Annotated in this window: 14 protein-coding genes and 1 tRNA gene; 13 read left to right on the forward strand and 2 right to left on the reverse strand. The window is 58.6% G+C overall.

The features are described from left to right. Positions 1–213: 213 nt before the first annotated feature. From PMI09_RS09805 to rpoC, 10 genes are all read left to right on the forward strand, one after another. Positions 214–1,107, forward strand: coding sequence for an NAD-dependent epimerase/dehydratase family protein (locus tag PMI09_RS09805; protein ID WP_007791986.1), 894 nt, complete (start codon positions 214–216; stop codon positions 1,105–1,107). 140 nt (positions 1,108–1,247) lie between these two features. After that, positions 1,248–1,323: transfer RNA gene (locus PMI09_RS09810), tRNA-Trp, on the forward strand. Between the two features lie 190 nt (positions 1,324–1,513). Further along, the gene (gene secE / locus PMI09_RS09815; protein ID WP_007531587.1) at positions 1,514–1,714 is read left to right on the forward strand and encodes a preprotein translocase subunit SecE; all 201 of its coding nucleotides are present in this window, start codon (positions 1,514–1,516) and stop codon (positions 1,712–1,714) included. A 17-nt stretch (positions 1,715–1,731) separates the two neighbouring features. Beyond that, positions 1,732–2,262: a transcription termination/antitermination protein NusG gene (gene nusG / locus PMI09_RS09820; RefSeq protein ID WP_007791989.1), complete on the forward strand. Its 531-nt coding sequence runs from the start codon at positions 1,732–1,734 to the stop codon at positions 2,260–2,262. A 142-nt stretch (positions 2,263–2,404) separates the two neighbouring features. Further along, on the forward strand, positions 2,405–2,836 hold the full coding sequence (gene rplK / locus PMI09_RS09825; protein ID WP_007791992.1) for a 50S ribosomal protein L11: 432 nt from the start codon (positions 2,405–2,407) through the stop codon (positions 2,834–2,836). Positions 2,837–2,840: 4 nt separating this feature from the next. Further along, entirely contained in the window at positions 2,841–3,539 is a 699-nt protein-coding gene (gene rplA / locus PMI09_RS09830) for a 50S ribosomal protein L1 (RefSeq protein WP_007791995.1), read from the forward strand. 330 nt (positions 3,540–3,869) lie between these two features. Further along, the gene (gene rplJ / locus PMI09_RS09835; protein WP_007791997.1) at positions 3,870–4,388 is read left to right on the forward strand and encodes a 50S ribosomal protein L10; all 519 of its coding nucleotides are present in this window, start codon (positions 3,870–3,872) and stop codon (positions 4,386–4,388) included. A gap of 58 nt (positions 4,389–4,446) precedes the next feature. Beyond that, on the forward strand, positions 4,447–4,827 hold the full coding sequence (rplL, locus tag PMI09_RS09840) for a 50S ribosomal protein L7/L12 (protein ID WP_007792000.1): 381 nt from the start codon (positions 4,447–4,449) through the stop codon (positions 4,825–4,827). 257 nt (positions 4,828–5,084) lie between these two features. Continuing rightward, a complete protein-coding gene (gene rpoB / locus PMI09_RS09845) occupies positions 5,085–9,224 on the forward strand; it encodes a DNA-directed RNA polymerase subunit beta (protein ID WP_007792003.1) in 4,140 nt (1,379 codons plus the stop codon). A 186-nt stretch (positions 9,225–9,410) separates the two neighbouring features. Continuing rightward, positions 9,411–13,622: a DNA-directed RNA polymerase subunit beta' gene (rpoC, locus tag PMI09_RS09850; RefSeq protein WP_007792006.1), complete on the forward strand. Its 4,212-nt coding sequence runs from the start codon at positions 9,411–9,413 to the stop codon at positions 13,620–13,622. Between the two features lie 97 nt (positions 13,623–13,719). Here the strand turns inward: rpoC and PMI09_RS09855 are convergent, their stop codons facing one another. Together PMI09_RS09855 and PMI09_RS09860 are read right to left on the reverse strand one after the other, a co-directional pair. Next, positions 13,720–14,148, reverse strand: coding sequence for an NUDIX hydrolase (locus PMI09_RS09855; RefSeq protein ID WP_007792009.1), 429 nt, complete (start codon positions 14,146–14,148; stop codon positions 13,720–13,722). Between the two features lie 7 nt (positions 14,149–14,155). Continuing rightward, complete coding sequence (locus PMI09_RS09860; protein WP_007792012.1) at positions 14,156–14,449, reverse strand: hypothetical protein; 294 nt, start codon at positions 14,447–14,449, stop codon at positions 14,156–14,158. Between the two features lie 485 nt (positions 14,450–14,934). On the opposite strand from PMI09_RS09860, the gene rpsL reads away from it, so the two are divergent. The 3 genes from rpsL (at position 14,935) to fusA (ending at position 17,982) form a co-directional block, all read left to right on the forward strand. Continuing rightward, entirely contained in the window at positions 14,935–15,306 is a 372-nt protein-coding gene (gene rpsL / locus PMI09_RS09865; protein WP_003547537.1) for a 30S ribosomal protein S12, read from the forward strand. 76 nt (positions 15,307–15,382) lie between these two features. Further along, complete coding sequence (gene rpsG / locus PMI09_RS09870; RefSeq protein WP_007531641.1) at positions 15,383–15,853, forward strand: 30S ribosomal protein S7; 471 nt, start codon at positions 15,383–15,385, stop codon at positions 15,851–15,853. Positions 15,854–15,882: 29 nt separating this feature from the next. Then, positions 15,883–17,982 (forward strand): elongation factor G, encoded by a 2,100-nt coding sequence (gene fusA / locus PMI09_RS09875; protein ID WP_007792018.1) that lies wholly within the window; start codon positions 15,883–15,885, stop codon positions 17,980–17,982. Positions 17,983–18,073 lie beyond the last annotated feature (91 nt).

Below are 18,073 nucleotides of genomic sequence, written 5' to 3' on the forward strand. Positions count from 1 at the left end.
GTACCGTCGGCGCAGGCATCGTCGCCTCCATCGTCGAGTAATCTTCGGATTATCCGGATTTAAGAAGGCCCCGCTGGAAACAGCGGGGCTTTTCCTTTGCCTGCTCTTGTGAATGGGGAAGTCGCCCATGGTGCCAACGCAATGCGAGCAGTGGTCTTGCGCTTGGGTGCAAAGCGTTTATCTATCCCTCCGATTTCATATGCGGAGGACACTATGAAAAAGCGTATTCTCTTCACGGGCGGTTCGGGCAAGGCGGGGCGCCATTCGGTGCCGTGGCTGGTTAACGCCGGCTATGAGGTTCACAACGTCGACTTGGTGCCGCTTGATAGCCCCGGTGTGACCAATCTGATTGCCGACATCACCGACAGCGGCCAGGTCTTCAATGCGCTTTCGATGCATCGCGATTTTCCGGACATGGATGCAGGGAAGGGCGTCCAGCCTTTCGACGCAGTAGTGCATTTCGCGGCGATCCCGCGCATCCTCATCAAGCCTGACAACGAGACCTTCCGCATCAACACGATGGGCACCTACAACGTCATCGAAGCGGCGGTGAAGCTCGGCATCCGCAAGATCATCGTCGCCTCGAGCGAGACGACCTACGGCGTCTGCTTTGCGGAAGGCCATCGCGACTTCCACCAGTTTCCGTTGGAGGAGGACTACGACGTCAATCCGATGGATTCCTATGGTCTCTCCAAGGTGCTGAACGAGACGACGGCCCGCGCCTTTGCCGAACGCTCCGGCTTCGACATCTACGCGCTGCGCATCGGCAACGTCATCGAGCCGCACGAGTACGAGAGGTTCCCGACCTATTTCGCTAATCCTGAAATGCGTAAGCGTATCGCCTGGAGCTATATCGACGCCCGCGACCTCGGGCAGATCTGCCATCTCTGCATTGAGAAGGACGGCTTGGGTTTCCAGGTCTTCAACGCCGCGAATGACACGGTCTCGGCCAATACGCCGTCGAGGGAGCTTGCTAAGCGATTCTATCCGAACGTGCCGTTCACGCGCGAAATCGGCGAATACGAGGGGCTGCTCTCCAACCGCAAGATCCGCGAAGTACTTGGCTTCAAGGAAGAGCACGACTGGCGCAAATACGTGAAAGTCTGATCGCAGGCCTTTCCCGCGACGCAGGATTGGAAAAATAGAAAAACGCACTTGCCAATCCTGCGCTGCCGCCTTAAAGGGAGCGCCATGCTTGCAGTTGCGCTTCGCGGCCAGTCGGTCAAGAAGCTGAATGTAAAGCGTAAAGGGGTATAGCTCAGCTGGTAGAGCGGCGGTCTCCAAAACCGCAGGTCGGGGGTTCGAGCCCCTCTGCCCCTGCCATCTTTCTCGAACGAGTAGCGCGGATATCTCGCGGCGGTTCGGGACAGAAAGGCGACGTATGGCTAAGTTCGTTAAACTTCGGTTTCCCTCTTGTGCAATTGGGAATCGATGTTTATGTAGGGTTCAACAGACACGCGGTGCGTGGGGCTGATATGTTCAGCTTTACGCGCCGTAATTGCGTGGGCAGTCGATGGCATCCAAATCCAATCCGTTTACGTTTCTGCAGCAGGTTCGCTCCGAGACGTCGAAAGTTACCTGGCCGTCGCGCCGCGAGACGATGATCTCGACGGTCATGGTGCTTGTAATGGTGATCTTTGCCGCGCTGTTCTTTTTTGCCGCTGACCAGCTCATTGGCTGGCTGTTGAGCTTCGTGCTTAACGTCGGCAATTGATCGGGTGGAGCAGTAACATGGCGGCACGTTGGTACATCGTCCACGCGTATTCGAATTTTGAAAAGAAGGTCGCGGAAGACATCGAGAATAAGGCTCGGCAGAAGGGCCTCGAGCATTTGTTCGAAAAAATTCTCGTTCCGACCGAGAAGGTGGTTGAAGTGCGTCGCGGCCGTAAGGTTGATTCCGAGCGCAAGTTCTTCCCGGGTTACGTTCTTGTTCGTGCCAATCTTACGGATGAAGCCTACCACCTGATCAAGAATACGCCGAAGGTCACTGGTTTCCTCGGCTCCGACAATAAGCCCGTTCCGATTCCGGACTATGAAGCTGAGCGTATTCTCGGTCAGGTTCAGGAAGGTGTCGAGCGGCCGAAGGCATCCGTTACCTTCGAGATCGGCGAGCAGGTCCGTGTCTCGGATGGTCCGTTCGCTTCGTTCAACGGCACGGTTCAGGATGTGGACGAAGAGCGTTCGCGCCTGAAGGTTGAAGTGTCGATCTTCGGCCGCGCTACGCCGGTCGAGCTGGAATACGCTCAGGTCGAAAAAGTCTGAGCGGGCGCGGTGTGAACCGCGAACCGCGTGGAAGGTGAGGGGTCTTAGCCGGACCCTGTGATCCGCACCACGCAACCGCAGCCGCCGGAGACATCCGGCATCACTGGCCGGGCAACCGGTCATCAATGAAAGGCAGAGAGATATGGCTAAGAAAGTTGCAGGCCAGCTCAAGCTTCAGGTCAAGGCAGGATCGGCAAACCCGTCCCCGCCAATCGGCCCGGCGCTTGGTCAGCGTGGCATTAACATCATGGAATTCTGCAAGGCGTTCAATGCCGCTACGCAGGAAATGGAAAAGGGTATGCCGATCCCGGTCGTCATTACCTACTACCAGGACAAGTCCTTCACCTTCGCGATGAAGCAGCCGCCGGTCAGCTACTGGCTGAAGAAGGAAGCGAAGATCACGTCTGGTTCGAAGACGCCTGGCAAGGGCGCCGTCGCCGGCAAGCTCACCAAGGCTCAGATCAAGTCGATCGCAGAAGCCAAGATGAAGGATCTGAATGCAGCGGACATCGAAGGTGCAATGGCGATGATCGAGGGCTCTGCCCGCGCCATGGGCCTGGAAGTGGTAGGATAAGACCATGGCTGGCAAGCGCACCAAGAAGATCAACGAAGGTGTTGATCCCACAAAGCTCTACGCTCTGAACCTTGCAATCGGCATGGTCAAGGAGCGCGCGGTTGCGAAGTTCGATGAAACCATCGAAGTCGCTATGAACCTCGGCGTTGATCCCCGTCACGCAGACCAGATGGTCCGCGGCGTTGTCAACCTGCCGAACGGCACGGGCCGCGACGTTCGCGTTGCTGTCTTCGCTCGTGGCGCCAAGGCTGATGAAGCCAAGGCAGCTGGCGCCGATATCGTCGGCGCTGAAGAGCTCGTTGAAATCGTCCAGGGCGGCAAGATCGATTTCGATCGCTGCATCGCGACCCCGGACATGATGCCGCTCGTCGGCCGCCTCGGTAAGGTTCTCGGCCCGCGTGGCATGATGCCGAACCCGAAGGTTGGTACGGTTACGATGGACGTTGCTGGTGCCGTCAAGGCATCCAAGGGCGGCGCTGTCGAGTTCCGCGTCGAAAAGGCTGGTATCGTTCATGCTGGCGTTGGCAAGGCATCCTTCGATGCCAAGGCTCTGGAAGAGAACATCCGTGCCTTCGCTGATGCAGTCATCAAGGCAAAGCCGGCTGGTGCGAAGGGCAACTACGTCAAGCGCGTAGCGATCTCCTCGACCATGGGCCCGGGCGTCAAGATCGACCCGTCGTCGGTTACGGCTCCGGCCGCTTAACAAGTTCGCCGGGCTTCTGCCCGGCTATAAAGAATTCCGGTCCCGCAAGGGGCCGGAGTATTCCGGAGAAATCCGGAATCCTGTCCGAGATTGCAGGTGGTTTTCCCTTAATCACTTCGCCTGCATGAGACGGGTAAGACCCGAATTGCATGAAGTACTGCTTCTAGGAATTTGGTTCGAGCCTTGGATGCCTTGTGCCTTCGGCCTTTCTTTGGCGCGAAGCGCGAGGGGACAGGATCCTCAAGCGTCGCTTGGGATCTCCTCTGATCCCAGGAGGCAAAGGCAACCCGGTAGGCCCCGTCAAAAGGTCCTGCCAACTGGAGATAGGCAGTGGAAAGAGCGGAAAAACGCGAATTCGTCACGGAACTGAACGAAGTCTTCAAGGCTTCGGGCTCGGTTGTCGTGGCCCACTATGCTGGTGCTACAGTCGCGCAGATGAACGACTTCCGTTCGAAGATGCGCGCAGCTGGCGGTACCGTCAAAGTCGCGAAGAACCGCCTGGCCAAGATCGCCCTTCAGGGTACGGAAGCGGAAGGGATTTCCAATCTCTTCACCGGTCAGACGCTGATTGCATACAGCACTGATCCGATCACCGCTCCGAAAGTCGTCGTGGATTTCGCCAAGGGCAACGACAAGATCGTTGTACTCGGCGGCGCCATGGGAACAACCACGCTCAACGCCGATGCAGTCAAGTCGCTTGCGACCCTGCCGTCGTTGGACGAACTGCGTGCGAAGCTGCTGGGCATGATCCAGACACCGGCTACCCGCATTGCAGGCGTTGTTGCAGCACCGGCAAGCCAGCTTGCTCGCGTGTTCTCGGCTTACGCCAAGAAGGACGAAGCCGCATAAGGCGGTTTTTTGCTGTTTATAAAACACCGGTTCGAACCGAACAAAAGGAACTGATAACATGGCTGATCTCGCAAAGATCGTAGACGACCTCTCCTCGCTGACCGTTCTGGAAGCAGCAGAGCTTTCTAAGCTTCTTGAAGAAAAGTGGGGCGTTTCCGCCGCTGCTCCGGTAGCTGTTGCTGCCGCTGCTGGTGGTGCAGGTGCTGCTGCTGCTGTTGAAGAAGAAAAGACTGAGTTCGACGTTATCCTGGCTGACGCCGGCGCTAACAAGATCAACGTCATCAAGGAAGTCCGCGCCATCACTGGTCTCGGCCTGAAGGAAGCTAAGGACCTCGTTGAGGCCGCTCCGAAAGCTGTCAAGGAAGGCGTTTCCAAGGCTGAAGCCGCTGACATCAAGAAGAAGCTTGAAGACGCCGGCGCTAAGGCTGACGTTAAGTAATCTTGAACTGCATTTGGGAGGTGGGATTTCCCGCCTCCCATTTGCCGTTTTCTGGAACGAATTACCCAAAAGCCGCTTAAAGACGGCTTTTGGGTAATGGGTTCTTCAAGAGGATGGTCTCGAACCGAGACGCGCAGGCAATCCGGCCTCGCAGTTCGGGAAGTGAGACGAGATTGAACTACTCATTGATTGACGGGGTCGACTGGCCATCGGTTCCCGTCCGTTGCAGGCCCGGATGCAATTTTGAAGGAGCGACGATGGCTCAGACCCTTTCATTCAATGGTCGTAGGCGCGTACGCAAGTTTTTCGGTAAGATCCCAGAAGTCGCAGAAATGCCAAACCTCATCGAGGTTCAAAAGGCATCATATGATCAATTCCTGATGGTTGAAGAGCCCAAGGGCGGTCGCCCTGATGAGGGCCTTCAGGCTGTCTTCAAGTCCGTTTTCCCGATCACGGATTTCTCCGGCGCTTCAATGCTGGAATTCGTGTCCTACGAGTTCGAACCGCCGAAGTTCGACGTCGATGAATGCCGCCAGCGCGACCTGACCTACGCCGCGCCGCTGAAAGTTACTCTCCGTCTTATCGTGTTCGATATCGATGAAGATACGGGCGCGAAGTCCATCAAGGACATCAAGGAACAGTCGGTCTACATGGGCGACATGCCGCTCATGACCAACAACGGTACGTTCATCGTCAACGGCACCGAGCGCGTTATCGTGTCTCAGATGCACCGTTCGCCGGGCGTCTTCTTCGATCACGACAAGGGCAAAAGCCATTCGTCCGGCAAGCTGCTCTTCGCTGCCCGCGTGATTCCGTATCGCGGTTCCTGGCTCGACATCGAGTTCGACGCCAAGGACATCGTCTATGCCCGTATTGACCGCCGCCGCAAGATCCCCGTGACATCGCTGCTGATGGCGCTTGGCATGGACGGCGAAGAAATCCTGTCGACCTTCTACACGAAGTCCGACTATCAGCGCGACGGCAAGGGCTGGCGCATTCCGTTCAAGCCCGAGACCCTCAAGGGTGCCAAGGCGATCACCGAAATGGTTGACGCCGACACCGGTGAAGTCGTTGTCGAAGCCGGCAAGAAGCTGACGCCGCGTCTGCTCCGCCAGCTCGCCGACAAGGGCCTCAAGGCTCTGAAGGCAACCGACGAAGACCTGTACGGCAACTACCTCGCCGAAGACATCGTCAACTACTCGACGGGTGAAATCTACCTCGAGGCAGGTGATGAGATCGACGAGAAGACGCTGCCGATCATCCTGCAGAACGGTTTCGAAGAGATCCCGGTCCTCGGCATCGACCACATCAACGTCGGCGCCTACATCCGCAACACGCTGACTGCAGACAAGAACGAGAACCGTCAGGACGCTCTGTTCGACATCTACCGCGTCATGCGTCCCGGTGAACCGCCGACGATGGAATCGGCCGAAGCCATGTTCAACTCGCTGTTCTTCGATGCGGAGCGCTACGATCTCTCCGCCGTTGGTCGCGTGAAGATGAACATGCGTCTCGACCTCGACGTCGAAGACACTGTCCGCATCCTGCGCAAGGACGACATCCTGGCCGTGGTCAAGATGCTGGTCGAACTGCGCGACGGCAAGGGCGAAATCGACGACATCGACAACCTCGGCAACCGTCGCGTTCGCTCCGTCGGCGAACTGATGGAAAACCAGTACCGTCTCGGCCTGCTCCGTATGGAGCGCGCGATCAAGGAACGCATGTCCTCGATCGAAATCGACACGGTCATGCCGCAGGACCTGATCAACGCGAAGCCGGCAGCTGCTGCCGTTCGCGAATTCTTCGGCTCCTCGCAGCTCTCGCAGTTCATGGACCAGGTGAACCCGCTTTCGGAAATCACCCACAAGCGCCGTCTTTCGGCACTTGGCCCGGGTGGTCTGACCCGCGAGCGCGCAGGCTTCGAAGTCCGCGACGTTCATCCGACCCACTACGGCCGTATTTGCCCGATCGAAACGCCGGAAGGCCCGAACATCGGTCTGATCAACTCGCTGGCTACCTTCGCACGCGTCAACAAGTACGGCTTCATCGAAAGCCCGTACCGTCGCATCGTTGACGGCAAGGTGACGAACGACGTTCTTTACCTCTCTGCAATGGAAGAAGCGAAGTACTACGTCGCTCAGGCTAACGCCGAACTGTCTGCCGACGGCTCGTTCGTCGACGAATTCGTCGTTTGCCGTCACGCCGGCGAAGTTATGCTCGCTCCGCGCGACAGCATGAACCTGATGGACGTTTCGCCGAAGCAGGTCGTTTCGGTTGCTGCGGCTCTCATCCCGTTCCTGGAAAACGACGACGCCAACCGCGCTCTCATGGGCTCGAACATGCAGCGTCAGGCCGTTCCGCTGCTGCGTGCTGAAGCTCCGTTTGTCGGTACCGGCATGGAGCCGGTTGTCGCCCGCGACTCCGGTGCTGCTATCGGCGCCCGCCGCGGCGGCGTGGTCGACCAGGTCGACGCGACGCGTATCGTTATCCGTGCGACGGAAGACCTCGAAGCTGGCAAGTCCGGCGTCGACATTTACCGTCTGCAGAAGTTCCAGCGTTCGAACCAGAACACCTGCGTCAACCAGCGCCCGCTGGTAACCGTCGGTGACGTTGTCAACCGTGGCGACATCCTCGCCGACGGTCCGTCGACGGACCTGGGCGATCTCGCTCTCGGCCGTAACGCGCTCGTCGCGTTCATGCCGTGGAACGGCTACAACTACGAAGACTCGATCCTGCTCTCCGAGCGCATCGTTGCCGACGACGTGTTCACGTCCATCCACATCGAAGAGTTCGAAGTGATGGCCCGTGATACCAAGCTTGGTCCGGAAGAAATCACGCGCGACATTCCGAACGTTTCGGAAGAAGCGCTGAAGAACCTCGACGAAGCCGGTATCGTCTACATCGGCGCCGAAGTTCAGCCGGGCGATATCCTCGTCGGCAAGATCACGCCGAAGGGCGAAAGCCCGATGACGCCGGAAGAAAAGCTTCTGCGCGCCATCTTCGGTGAAAAGGCTTCGGACGTCCGCGACACCTCCATGCGCATGCCGCCCGGCACCTACGGCACGATCGTCGAAGTGCGCGTCTTCAATCGCCACGGCGTTGAGAAGGACGAGCGCGCGATGGCGATCGAGCGCGAAGAGATCGAGCGTCTTGCAAAGGACCGCGATGACGAGCAGGCAATCCTCGACCGTAACGTCTACGGCCGTCTGGTCGACATGCTGCGCGGCCAGGTCGCGATTGCTGGCCCGAAGGGCTTCAAAAAGGGCACCGAACTGGCGAACAACGTCGTTTCCGAATATCCCCGCTCGCAGTGGTGGATGTTTGCTGTTGAAGACGAAAAGGTCCAGGGCGAACTCGAAGCTCTCCGCGGCCAGTACGACGAATCCAAGTCGCGCCTTGAACAGCGCTTCATGGACAAGGTCGAGAAGGTCCAGCGCGGCGACGAAATGCCTCCGGGCGTCATGAAGATGGTTAAGGTCTTCGTTGCTGTTAAGCGCAAGATCCAGCCAGGCGACAAGATGGCAGGCCGTCACGGTAACAAGGGTGTCGTGTCGCGTATCGTTCCGGTCGAAGACATGCCGTTCCTGGAAGATGGTACGCACGTCGACGTCGTTCTGAACCCGCTGGGCGTGCCTTCTCGCATGAACGTCGGTCAGATCCTCGAGACGCACCTTGGCTGGGCTTGTGCCGGCATGGGCCGCCAGATCGGTGACATGCTGGAAGCCTACAAGGCCAGCGGCAACATCGAGCCGCTGCGCAAGACGATCGGCGACGTTGTCGGCGACGGTCCGAAGGCCGAACAGGTCAAGGACTTCGACGATGACTCGGTCCTTCGTCTGGCTGACCAGTGGAAACGCGGCGTTTCGATTGCAACGCCGGTCTTCGACGGCGCTCATGAAGGTGACGTCAATGCGATGCTGGCTCTGGCTGGTCTCAAGGAAAGCGGTCAGTCGACGCTGTACGACGGCCGTACTGGTGAGCAGTTCGACCGCCAGGTGACGGTCGGCTACATCTACATGCTGAAGCTGAACCACTTGGTCGACGACAAGATCCACGCTCGCTCGATCGGTCCTTACTCGCTCGTTACCCAGCAGCCGCTGGGCGGCAAGGCGCAGTTCGGCGGTCAGCGCTTCGGCGAAATGGAAGTCTGGGCTCTGGAAGCATATGGTGCAGCCTACACGCTGCAGGAAATGCTGACGGTGAAGTCGGATGACGTCGCCGGCCGTACCAAGGTCTACGAAGCCATCGTCCGTGGCGACGATACGTTCGAAGCCGGTATTCCGGAAAGCTTCAACGTTCTCGTCAAGGAAATGCGCTCGCTTGGTCTCTCTGTCGAACTCGAGAATTCGAAGGTCGATGAGCAGCAGGCCAGCCAGTTGCCGGACGCCGCCGAGTAACCACTGATAGGGTGTGCGCTGCAACGCAGCGCACACCGTTCCCGCTCTGGCCCCGTGTGTGTCGGCCGAGCAGGGACGATTTCGCCGCATTCTGCGGTTATTGTCGTTTTGAGCGTTGGCGCGGCTCCCGGGATTTGCCGCCGTCCATGCAAGCTAAGGGCGCATCCGCCCATGAAGGAGACAGGCATGAACCAAGAGGTCATGAATCTTTTCAATCCGCAGGTGCCTGCACAGAACTTCGATTCCATCCGGATTTCGATTGCTTCTCCGGAGAAGATTCTTTCCTGGTCTTACGGTGAGATCAAGAAGCCGGAAACCATCAACTACCGTACGTTCAAGCCGGAACGCGACGGTCTCTTCTGCGCGCGCATCTTCGGACCGATCAAGGACTACGAGTGCCTGTGCGGCAAGTACAAGCGCATGAAGTACAAGGGCATCATCTGCGAAAAGTGCGGCGTTGAAGTTACGCTGTCGCGCGTTCGCCGTGAGCGCATGGGCCATATCGAGCTCGCCGCTCCGGTCGCCCACATCTGGTTCCTGAAGTCGCTGCCATCACGCATCTCGACGCTGCTCGACATGACGCTGAAGGATGTCGAGCGCGTTCTCTACTTCGAAAACTACATTGTCACCGAGCCGGGCCTCACCGCCCTCAAGGAGCACCAGCTCCTCTCGGAAGAAGAGTACATGCTGGCCGTCGACGAATACGGTGAAGACCAGTTCACGGCCATGATCGGCGCTGAGGCTATCTACGAGATGCTGGCCTCGATGAACCTCGAAAAGATCGCGGGCGATCTGCGCTCGGAGCTTGCCGACACGACGTCGGATCTCAAGCAGAAGAAGCTGATGAAGCGCCTGAAGATCGTCGAGAACTTCATGGAGTCGGGCAACCGTCCGGAATGGATGATCATGAAGGTCGTTCCGGTGATCCCGCCGGATCTGCGTCCGCTGGTTCCGCTCGACGGTGGTCGTTTCGCGACGTCGGACCTCAACGATCTGTACCGCCGCGTCATCAACCGCAACAACCGTCTGAAGCGCCTGATCGAACTGCGCGCTCCGGGCATCATCATCCGCAACGAAAAGCGCATGCTGCAGGAATCTGTAGACGCGCTGTTCGACAACGGCCGTCGCGGCCGCGTCATCACCGGCGCCAACAAGCGTCCGCTGAAGTCGCTGTCCGACATGCTGAAGGGCAAGCAGGGCCGCTTCCGTCAGAACCTGCTCGGCAAGCGCGTCGACTACTCCGGCCGTTCCGTCATCGTGACCGGTCCGGAACTCAAGCTGCACCAGTGCGGTCTTCCGAAGAAGATGGCGCTCGAGCTCTTCAAGCCGTTCATCTATGCCCGCCTCGACGCCAAGGGTTATTCCTCGACCGTCAAGCAGGCGAAGAAGCTGGTGGAAAAGGAAAAGCCTGAGGTTTGGGATATCCTCGACGAGGTCATCCGCGAGCATCCGGTTCTCCTGAACCGCGCACCGACGCTGCACCGCCTGGGCATCCAGGCCTTCGAACCTACCCTGGTCGAAGGCAAGGCGATCCAGTTGCATCCGCTCGTCTGCACGGCCTTTAACGCCGACTTCGACGGTGACCAGATGGCGGTTCACGTGCCGCTATCGCTCGAAGCTCAGCTCGAAGCCCGCGTTCTGATGATGTCGACGAACAACATCCTGCACCCTGCAAACGGTGCACCGATCATCGTTCCGTCACAGGACATGGTTCTCGGCCTCTACTATCTCTCGATCATGAACCAGAACGAGCCGGGCGAAGGTATGGCCTTCTCCGACCTCGGCGAACTGCATCATGCGCTTGAGACCAAGGTCGTCACGCTGCACACCAAGATCCGCGGCCGCTTCAAGTCGATCGGCGAGGATGGCAAGCCGTACTCGAAGATCTACGAAACGACTCCGGGCCGTCTGCTCATCGGTGAACTCCTGCCGAAGAACGGCAAGGTGACCTTCGACGTCTGCAACCAGGAAATGACCAAGAAGAACATCTCCAAGATGATCGACGCGGTCTACCGCCATTGCGGCCAGAAGGACACAGTCATTTTCTGCGACCGCATCATGCAGCTCGGCTTCAGCCATGCCTGCCGCGCCGGCATTTCGTTCGGCAAGGACGACATGGTCATTCCGGACACCAAGGCGAAGATCGTTGGTGACACCGAAAACCTGGTCAAGGAATACGAGCAGCAGTACAACGACGGTCTCATCACACAGGGCGAAAAGTACAACAAGGTTGTCGACGCCTGGGGCAAGGCCACCGAGAAGGTCGCCGAAGACATGATGGCCCGCATCAAGGCCGTCGAATTCGATGAAAAGACCGGTCGCCAGAAGCCGATGAACGCCATTTACATGATGTCGCACTCGGGCGCCCGCGGTTCTCCGAACCAGATGCGCCAGCTGGGCGGCATGCGCGGCCTGATGGCCAAGCCGTCGGGCGAAATCATCGAAACGCCGATCACCTCGAACTTCAAGGAAGGCCTGACCGTCAACGAGTACTTCAACTCGACGCACGGCGCCCGTAAGGGTCTCGCAGATACCGCCTTGAAGACCGCGAACTCTGGTTACCTGACCCGTCGTCTCGTCGACGTCGCACAGGATTGCATCGTCAACTCGGTGGATTGCGGCACCGACAAGGGCCTCACCATGACCGCCATCGTCGATGCCGGTCAGGTCGTGGCCTCGCTCGGCGCTCGTATCCTCGGCCGTACCGCGCTGGATGATATCGATCATCCGGTCACCGGCGAGCGTATCGTCGATGCCGGCAAGATGATCCTCGAGCCCGATGTCATCGAGATCGAAAAGGCTGGTATCCAGTCGATCCGCATCCGCTCGGCCCTGACCTGTGAAATCCAGACGGGTGTTTGCGCGGTCTGCTATGGTCGTGACCTTGCACGCGGTACGCCTGTCAACATGGGCGAAGCGGTCGGTGTTATCGCTGCTCAGTCGATCGGCGAGCCGGGCACGCAGCTCACCATGCGTACGTTCCACCTTGGTGGTACGGCAACGGTGGTCGACCAGTCGTTCCTGGAAGCTTCGTATGAAGGCACGGTTCAGATCAAGAACCGCAACCTGCTGCGCAACTCGGATGGCAACCTCGTTGCCATGGGCCGCAACATGACCGTCCAGATCCTGGACGAGCGTGGCGTCGAGCGCTCCTCGCAGCGCGTTGCCTATGGTTCGAAGCTGCATGTCGACGATGGCGACAAGGTCAAGCGTGGTCAGCGTCTGGCAGAGTGGGATCCCTACACCCGTCCGATGATGACGGAAGTGGCTGGTACCGTTCAGTTCGAAGACGTGGTCGACGGTCTCTCGGTTCTCGAAGCGACCGACGAATCCACAGGTATCACCAAGCGTCAGGTTATCGACTGGCGTTCGACCCCGCGTGGTTCGGACCTCAAGCCGGCAATCGTCATCAAGGATGCCAGTGGTAATGTCATGAAGCTGTCCCGCGGTGGTGACGCCCGCTTCCTGCTGTCGGTCGACGCGATCCTGTCGGTCGAGCCGGGCACGAAGGTGTCGCAGGGTGACGTGCTTGCACGTTCGCCGCTCGAAAGCGCCAAGACCAAGGACATCACCGGTGGTCTGCCGCGTGTTGCTGAACTGTTCGAAGCTCGTCGTCCGAAGGACCACGCCATCATCGCTGAGATCGATGGCACGATCCGCCTCGGCCGCGACTACAAGAACAAGCGTCGCGTCATCATCGAGCCGGCAGAAGACGGTGTTGAGCCTGTTGAATACCTGATCCCGAAGGGCAAACCCTTCCACCTTCAGGAAGGCGACTATATCGAAAAGGGTGACTACATCCTCGACGGTAACCCGGCTCCGCACGACATCCTGGCGATCAAGGGCGTCGAAGCTCTGGCTTCGTACCTCGTCAACGAAATCCAGGAAGTCTATCGCTTGCAGGGCGTTGTCATCAACGACAAGCACATCGAAGTGATTGTCCGTCAGATGCTGCAGAAGGTGGAAATCACCGATGCGGGCGACTCGACCTATATCGTCGGCGACAACGTCGACCGTATCGAGCTCGAAGACGTCAACGATACGCTGATCGAACAGGGCAAGAAGCCTGCTTACGGCGATCCGGTTCTGCTGGGTATCACCAAGGCGTCGCTGCAGACCCCGTCGTTCATCTCGGCTGCTTCGTTCCAGGAGACCACAAAGGTTCTCACGGAAGCTGCGATCGCCGGCAAGACCGACGGCCTACAGGGTCTGAAGGAAAACGTCATTGTTGGTCGCCTGATCCCGGCCGGTACCGGTGGCACGATGACGCAGATCCGCCGCATCGCTACGTCGCGCGACGAGATGATCCTCGAAGAACGCCGCAAGGGCACGGGCGCCGATGTCGCCACCCCGATGCTGCAGGATCTCGCGGGTGAGAGCGCACCGGCTGCCGAATAATCGGCAGCTTGGTTCTCAGAATTGAATTAAAAAGCCGCCCGGAGTGATCCGGGCGGCTTTTGTTTTCGCGTTTTTTGTCAGGGTGAGTACGAGAGGCTCAGCCAAGTAGCGGTAAGGAGTGCTCCATGCCGTAGCCCAGCCGTGTGCGGGCGTCGTCGAAGCCAAGCCAGAAGAAGCGGAACAGGATCGGACTTCCGCCGCTGAACGGCGTCATTTCGCGATGCAACCAGCTGGCGGGTTGCTCACCTTCGAGGGGAATGTGGAAATAGTGCCGCCGGTGACAAAATTCGGTTCCGTCCTTGGAAAAGCGGTAGTCATGAAAGATGAGCGGGGCGAGGGGAGTTTCGGGCAGGATCCCGGTCTCTTCCGAGAACTCGCGAAGTGCCGCGGCGGCGATATCTTCGCCAGTCTCCACCGTGCCGCCCGGAACCTGAAGCGCGACCTCCGGGAAGTCGGGCTCATCAAAACCCAGCAGCCGGTCGCGCCAGGTGGCATAGATCAGCACCTTGAGCGCATCCGGCTTCATCGGGGTCTCAGCTGAAGCGGATGATCGCGACTTCGCCGTCGACGGCGCCCTGGTAGGCAGAGGCATGCGGCTCCTCTTCCGGGACTTCGGTCAGCATGCCGATCTGGTCGAGGTCCGCCTCGATGAAGCCTTCTTCGGCGAGAGCGTTCAGGGCCTCGCGCACGGCGCTGTCGTCATCGGCGGCCTTGAGCATGATGTGGAGGTCGACGCCGTCGCTGTCATCGGACTGATAGCCCTTGCCGATGATGATGAAGACCATCGGTCCTTCGGAATTGTTGTCATTGTCGGGGGCGGTAATCATCGGAGGTCCTTCGATTCGAGATTTGAATCTGATTTCATGCGCTTAGCGGCTGCAATCAGTGATTCCATAGCTGCTTTTTGCTCCAATGCTCAAGTTTATCTTGGCGGTCGGTGGCGAATTCGCCTAGAAGCCCCAAAAGAGCGCGCAATGGCCCGGTTTCAAGGCGTTCCGCCGAAGTTTATTTCTTAACGGCCTTGACGAGACGACGGGAAACCAGTAGTACCCGCGCCATCCGGACCCATGTGAGGCATGGCCATTCGGGGCGACGCGCCCCGGAGATCACCTCAAACAAGGTTCGAAACGCACGTTGAAGATATGATGCCTGCACGCATGACGCATGTCTTTTGCGTCCTCTGCTCTCAGTGGTCCATCTGCGAAAGCGGATCGGGCCACGTTTTGCGCATTGAGACAAGCGTGTGATCTTGCCGGAGACGGCGCGAGTTACGCCCGCAAGGGATTGAGATATAAACGTAAGGGATGGTTGAATGCCTACCGTAAACCAGCTTATCCGCAAGCCGCGTCAGGCGAACGTAAAGCGTAATAAGGTTCCTGCCCTGCAGGAAAACCCTCAGAAGCGCGGCGTTTGCACCCGCGTCTACACGACGACGCCGAAGAAGCCGAACTCGGCTCTCCGTAAGGTCGCAAAGATCCGTCTGACCAACGGCTTCGAAGTCATTGGTTACATTCCCGGTGAAGGTCACAACCTTCAGGAACACTCTGTCGTCATGATCCGTGGCGGCCGTGTTAAGGACCTTCCGGGTGTCCGTTACCACATCATTCGCGGCGTTCTCGATACCCAGGGTGTTAAGAACCGCAAGCAGCGCCGTTCGAAGTACGGTGCGAAGCGTCCGAAGTAATTCGGTTTTGAAATCCCGGCGCTGCGCGAGGTCCTCCGCGTGGTAGAGCGCCTAAACCATTGAAGAGACGAGAAGTATGTCCCGACGTCACAGAGCAGAAAAGCGCGAGATCAACCCGGATCCGAAGTTCGGCGATCTGGTTGTTACCAAGTTCATGAATGCAATCATGCTTGACGGCAAGAAGTCTGTCGCAGAGAGCATTGTATACGGCGCATTCGACGCCGTGCAGGGCAAGTCCAAGCAGGAGCCGCTCGGTGTGTTCCATCAGGCTCTGGACAACGTTGCTCCGCACGTTGAAGTCCGTTCGCGCCGCGTTGGTGGTGCAACCTATCAGGTTCCGGTTGATGTTCGTCCGGAGCGCCGTCAGGCCCTGGCGATCCGCTGGCTGATTGCTGCTGCGCGCAAGCGCAACGAAACGACCATGGTCGACCGACTGTCGGGCGAGCTTCTCGATGCATCCAACAACCGTGGTTCCGCGGTCAAGAAGCGCGAAGACACGCACAAGATGGCTGATGCCAACCGTGCGTTCTCGCATTATCGCTGGTAATCCCGAACGGGTTCGAAAGGCAGTCCACAATGGCTCGCGAATATAAAATCGAAGACTACCGTAATTTCGGTATCATGGCGCACATCGACGCCGGCAAGACGACGACGACCGAGCGTATCCTTTACTACACCGGCAAGTCGCACAAGATCGGCGAAGTGCACGATGGCGCGGCCACGATGGACTGGATGGAGCAGGAGCAGGAGCGTGGCATCACGATCACCTCCGCTGCCACCACGACCTTCTGGAAGGGCCGTGACGGCAAGATGCGCCGCTTCAACATCATCGACACCCCCGGCCACGTCGACTTCACCATCGAAGTCGAGCGTTCGCTGCGCGTTCTCGACGGTGCTATTGCTCTTCTTGATGCCAACGCAGGTGTTGAGCCGCAGACGGAAACCGTCTGGCGTCAGGCTGAGAAGTACAACGTTCCGCGTATGATCTTCTGCAACAAGATGGACAAGACCGGTGCGGACTTCTACCGCTCGGTCGAGATGATCAAGACCCGTCTCGGCGCAACGGCTGTCGTCATGCAGCTGCCGATCGGCGCAGAAAGCGACTTCAAGGGCGTCGTCGACCTGATCGAGATGAACGCTCTCGTATGGCGCGATGAATCACTCGGCGCTCAGTGGGACGTCGTCGAAATCCCGGAAGACCTGAAGGCTAAGGCTGAAGAATATCGCGAAAAGCTGATCGAGACCGTTGTCGAGATCGACGAAGCCGCGATGGAAGCCTACCTCGAAGGCAACATGCCTGACAACGATCAGATCCGCGCGCTCGTCCGTCGCGGTACGATCGACGTCAAGTTCCATCCGATGTTCTGCGGTACCGCTTTCAAGAACAAGGGCGTTCAGCCGCTGCTCGACGCGGTTGTCGACTACCTGCCGTCGCCGCTCGACATTCCGGCGATCAAGGGCATCGACTTCAAGACCGAAGCCGAAATCGAACGCCATGCTGACGACTCCGAGCCGCTTTCGATGCTCGCGTTCAAGATCATGAACGACCCCTTCGTCGGTTCGCTGACGTTCGCACGCATCTACTCCGGCAAGCTCGAAAAGGGTTCGTCGGTTTTGAACACGGTCAAGGACAAGCGCGAGCGTGTCGGCCGTATGCTGCAGATGCACTCGAATTCGCGTGAAGACATTGATGAAGCTTTCGCAGGCGACATCGTTGCTCTCGCCGGTCTCAAGGAAACCACCACGGGTGACACGCTCTGCGATCCGCTGAAGCCTGTTATTCTCGAGCGCATGGAATTCCCCGAGCCGGTCATCCAGATCGCGATCGAGCCGAAGTCCAAGGGCGACCAGGAAAAGATGGGCCTCGCGCTCAACCGCCTGGCTGCTGAAGACCCGTCCTTCCGCGTGAAGACCGACCAGGAATCCGGCCAGACGATCATCGCCGGCATGGGCGAACTTCACCTCGACATCATCGTCGACCGTATGCGTCGCGAGTTCAAGGTCGAAGCAAACGTCGGTGCGCCGCAAGTTGCTTACCGCGAAACCATCACGCGCCAGCACGAAGAAGACTACACGCACAAGAAGCAGTCCGGTGGTACCGGTCAGTTCGCGCGCGTCAAGATCGTCTTCGAACCGAACCCGGAAGGCGACGACTTCAAGTTCGAATCCAAGATCGTCGGCGGTGCTGTTCCGAAGGAATACATTCCGGGCGTTCAGAAGGGTATCGAAAGCGTTCTGTCCTCCGGTCCGCTGGCGGGCTTCCCGATGCTCGGCGTCAAGGCGACACTCATCGACGGTGCATTCCACGATGTTGACTCGTCTGTCCTCGCGTTCGAAATCGCTTCTCGCGCCTGCTTCCGTGAAGCAGCCAAGAAGGCCGGCGCTCAGCTGCTCGAGCCGATGATGAAGGTCGAAGTTGTCACGCCGGAAGATTACGTCGGCGACGTGATCGGCGACCTGAACTCTCGCCGTGGCCAGATCCAAGGTCAGGAAAGCCGTGGCGTCGCGGTTGTCATCAACGCGAACGTCCCGCTGGCGAACATGTTCAAATACGTCGACAACCTGCGCTCCATGTCTCAGGGCCGCGCGCAGTACACGATGACGTTTGATCACTATTCACCGGTCCCCTCGAACGTCGCAACCGAAATCCAGGCAAAGTATTCCGGTCAGAAGTGACCGGAATACCAATTGACCGATAACAAGAATTAGATCCCTCAGGGGACCTTAAAAGAGTGGAGAGCCCACATGGCAAAGAGTAAGTTTGAGC

The sequence above is a fragment of the Rhizobium sp. CF122 genome (assembly GCF_000282035.1).
Lineage (GTDB): Bacteria > Pseudomonadota > Alphaproteobacteria > Rhizobiales > Rhizobiaceae > Rhizobium.

Excerpts from the sequence above, each read along its gene's own strand:
- PMI09_RS09805 (WP_007791986.1), top strand. The coding sequence starts at position 214 with ATGAAAAAGCGTATTCTCTTCACGGGCGGTTCGGGCAAGGCGGGGCGC.
- secE (WP_007531587.1), top strand. The coding sequence starts at position 1,514 with ATGGCATCCAAATCCAATCCGTTTACGTTTCTGCAGCAGGTTCGCTCC.
- nusG (WP_007791989.1), top strand. The coding sequence starts at position 1,732 with ATGGCGGCACGTTGGTACATCGTCCACGCGTATTCGAATTTTGAAAAG.
- rplK (WP_007791992.1), top strand. The coding sequence starts at position 2,405 with ATGGCTAAGAAAGTTGCAGGCCAGCTCAAGCTTCAGGTCAAGGCAGGA.
- rplA (WP_007791995.1), top strand. The coding sequence starts at position 2,841 with ATGGCTGGCAAGCGCACCAAGAAGATCAACGAAGGTGTTGATCCCACA.
- rplL (WP_007792000.1), top strand. The coding sequence starts at position 4,447 with ATGGCTGATCTCGCAAAGATCGTAGACGACCTCTCCTCGCTGACCGTT.
- rpoB (WP_007792003.1), top strand. The coding sequence starts at position 5,085 with ATGGCTCAGACCCTTTCATTCAATGGTCGTAGGCGCGTACGCAAGTTT.
- rpoC (WP_007792006.1), top strand. The coding sequence starts at position 9,411 with ATGAACCAAGAGGTCATGAATCTTTTCAATCCGCAGGTGCCTGCACAG.
- PMI09_RS09855 (WP_007792009.1), bottom strand. The coding sequence starts at position 14,148 with ATGAAGCCGGATGCGCTCAAGGTGCTGATCTATGCCACCTGGCGCGAC.
- PMI09_RS09860 (WP_007792012.1), bottom strand. The coding sequence starts at position 14,449 with ATGATTACCGCCCCCGACAATGACAACAATTCCGAAGGACCGATGGTC.
- rpsL (WP_003547537.1), top strand. The coding sequence starts at position 14,935 with ATGCCTACCGTAAACCAGCTTATCCGCAAGCCGCGTCAGGCGAACGTA.
- rpsG (WP_007531641.1), top strand. The coding sequence starts at position 15,383 with ATGTCCCGACGTCACAGAGCAGAAAAGCGCGAGATCAACCCGGATCCG.
- fusA (WP_007792018.1), top strand. The coding sequence starts at position 15,883 with ATGGCTCGCGAATATAAAATCGAAGACTACCGTAATTTCGGTATCATG.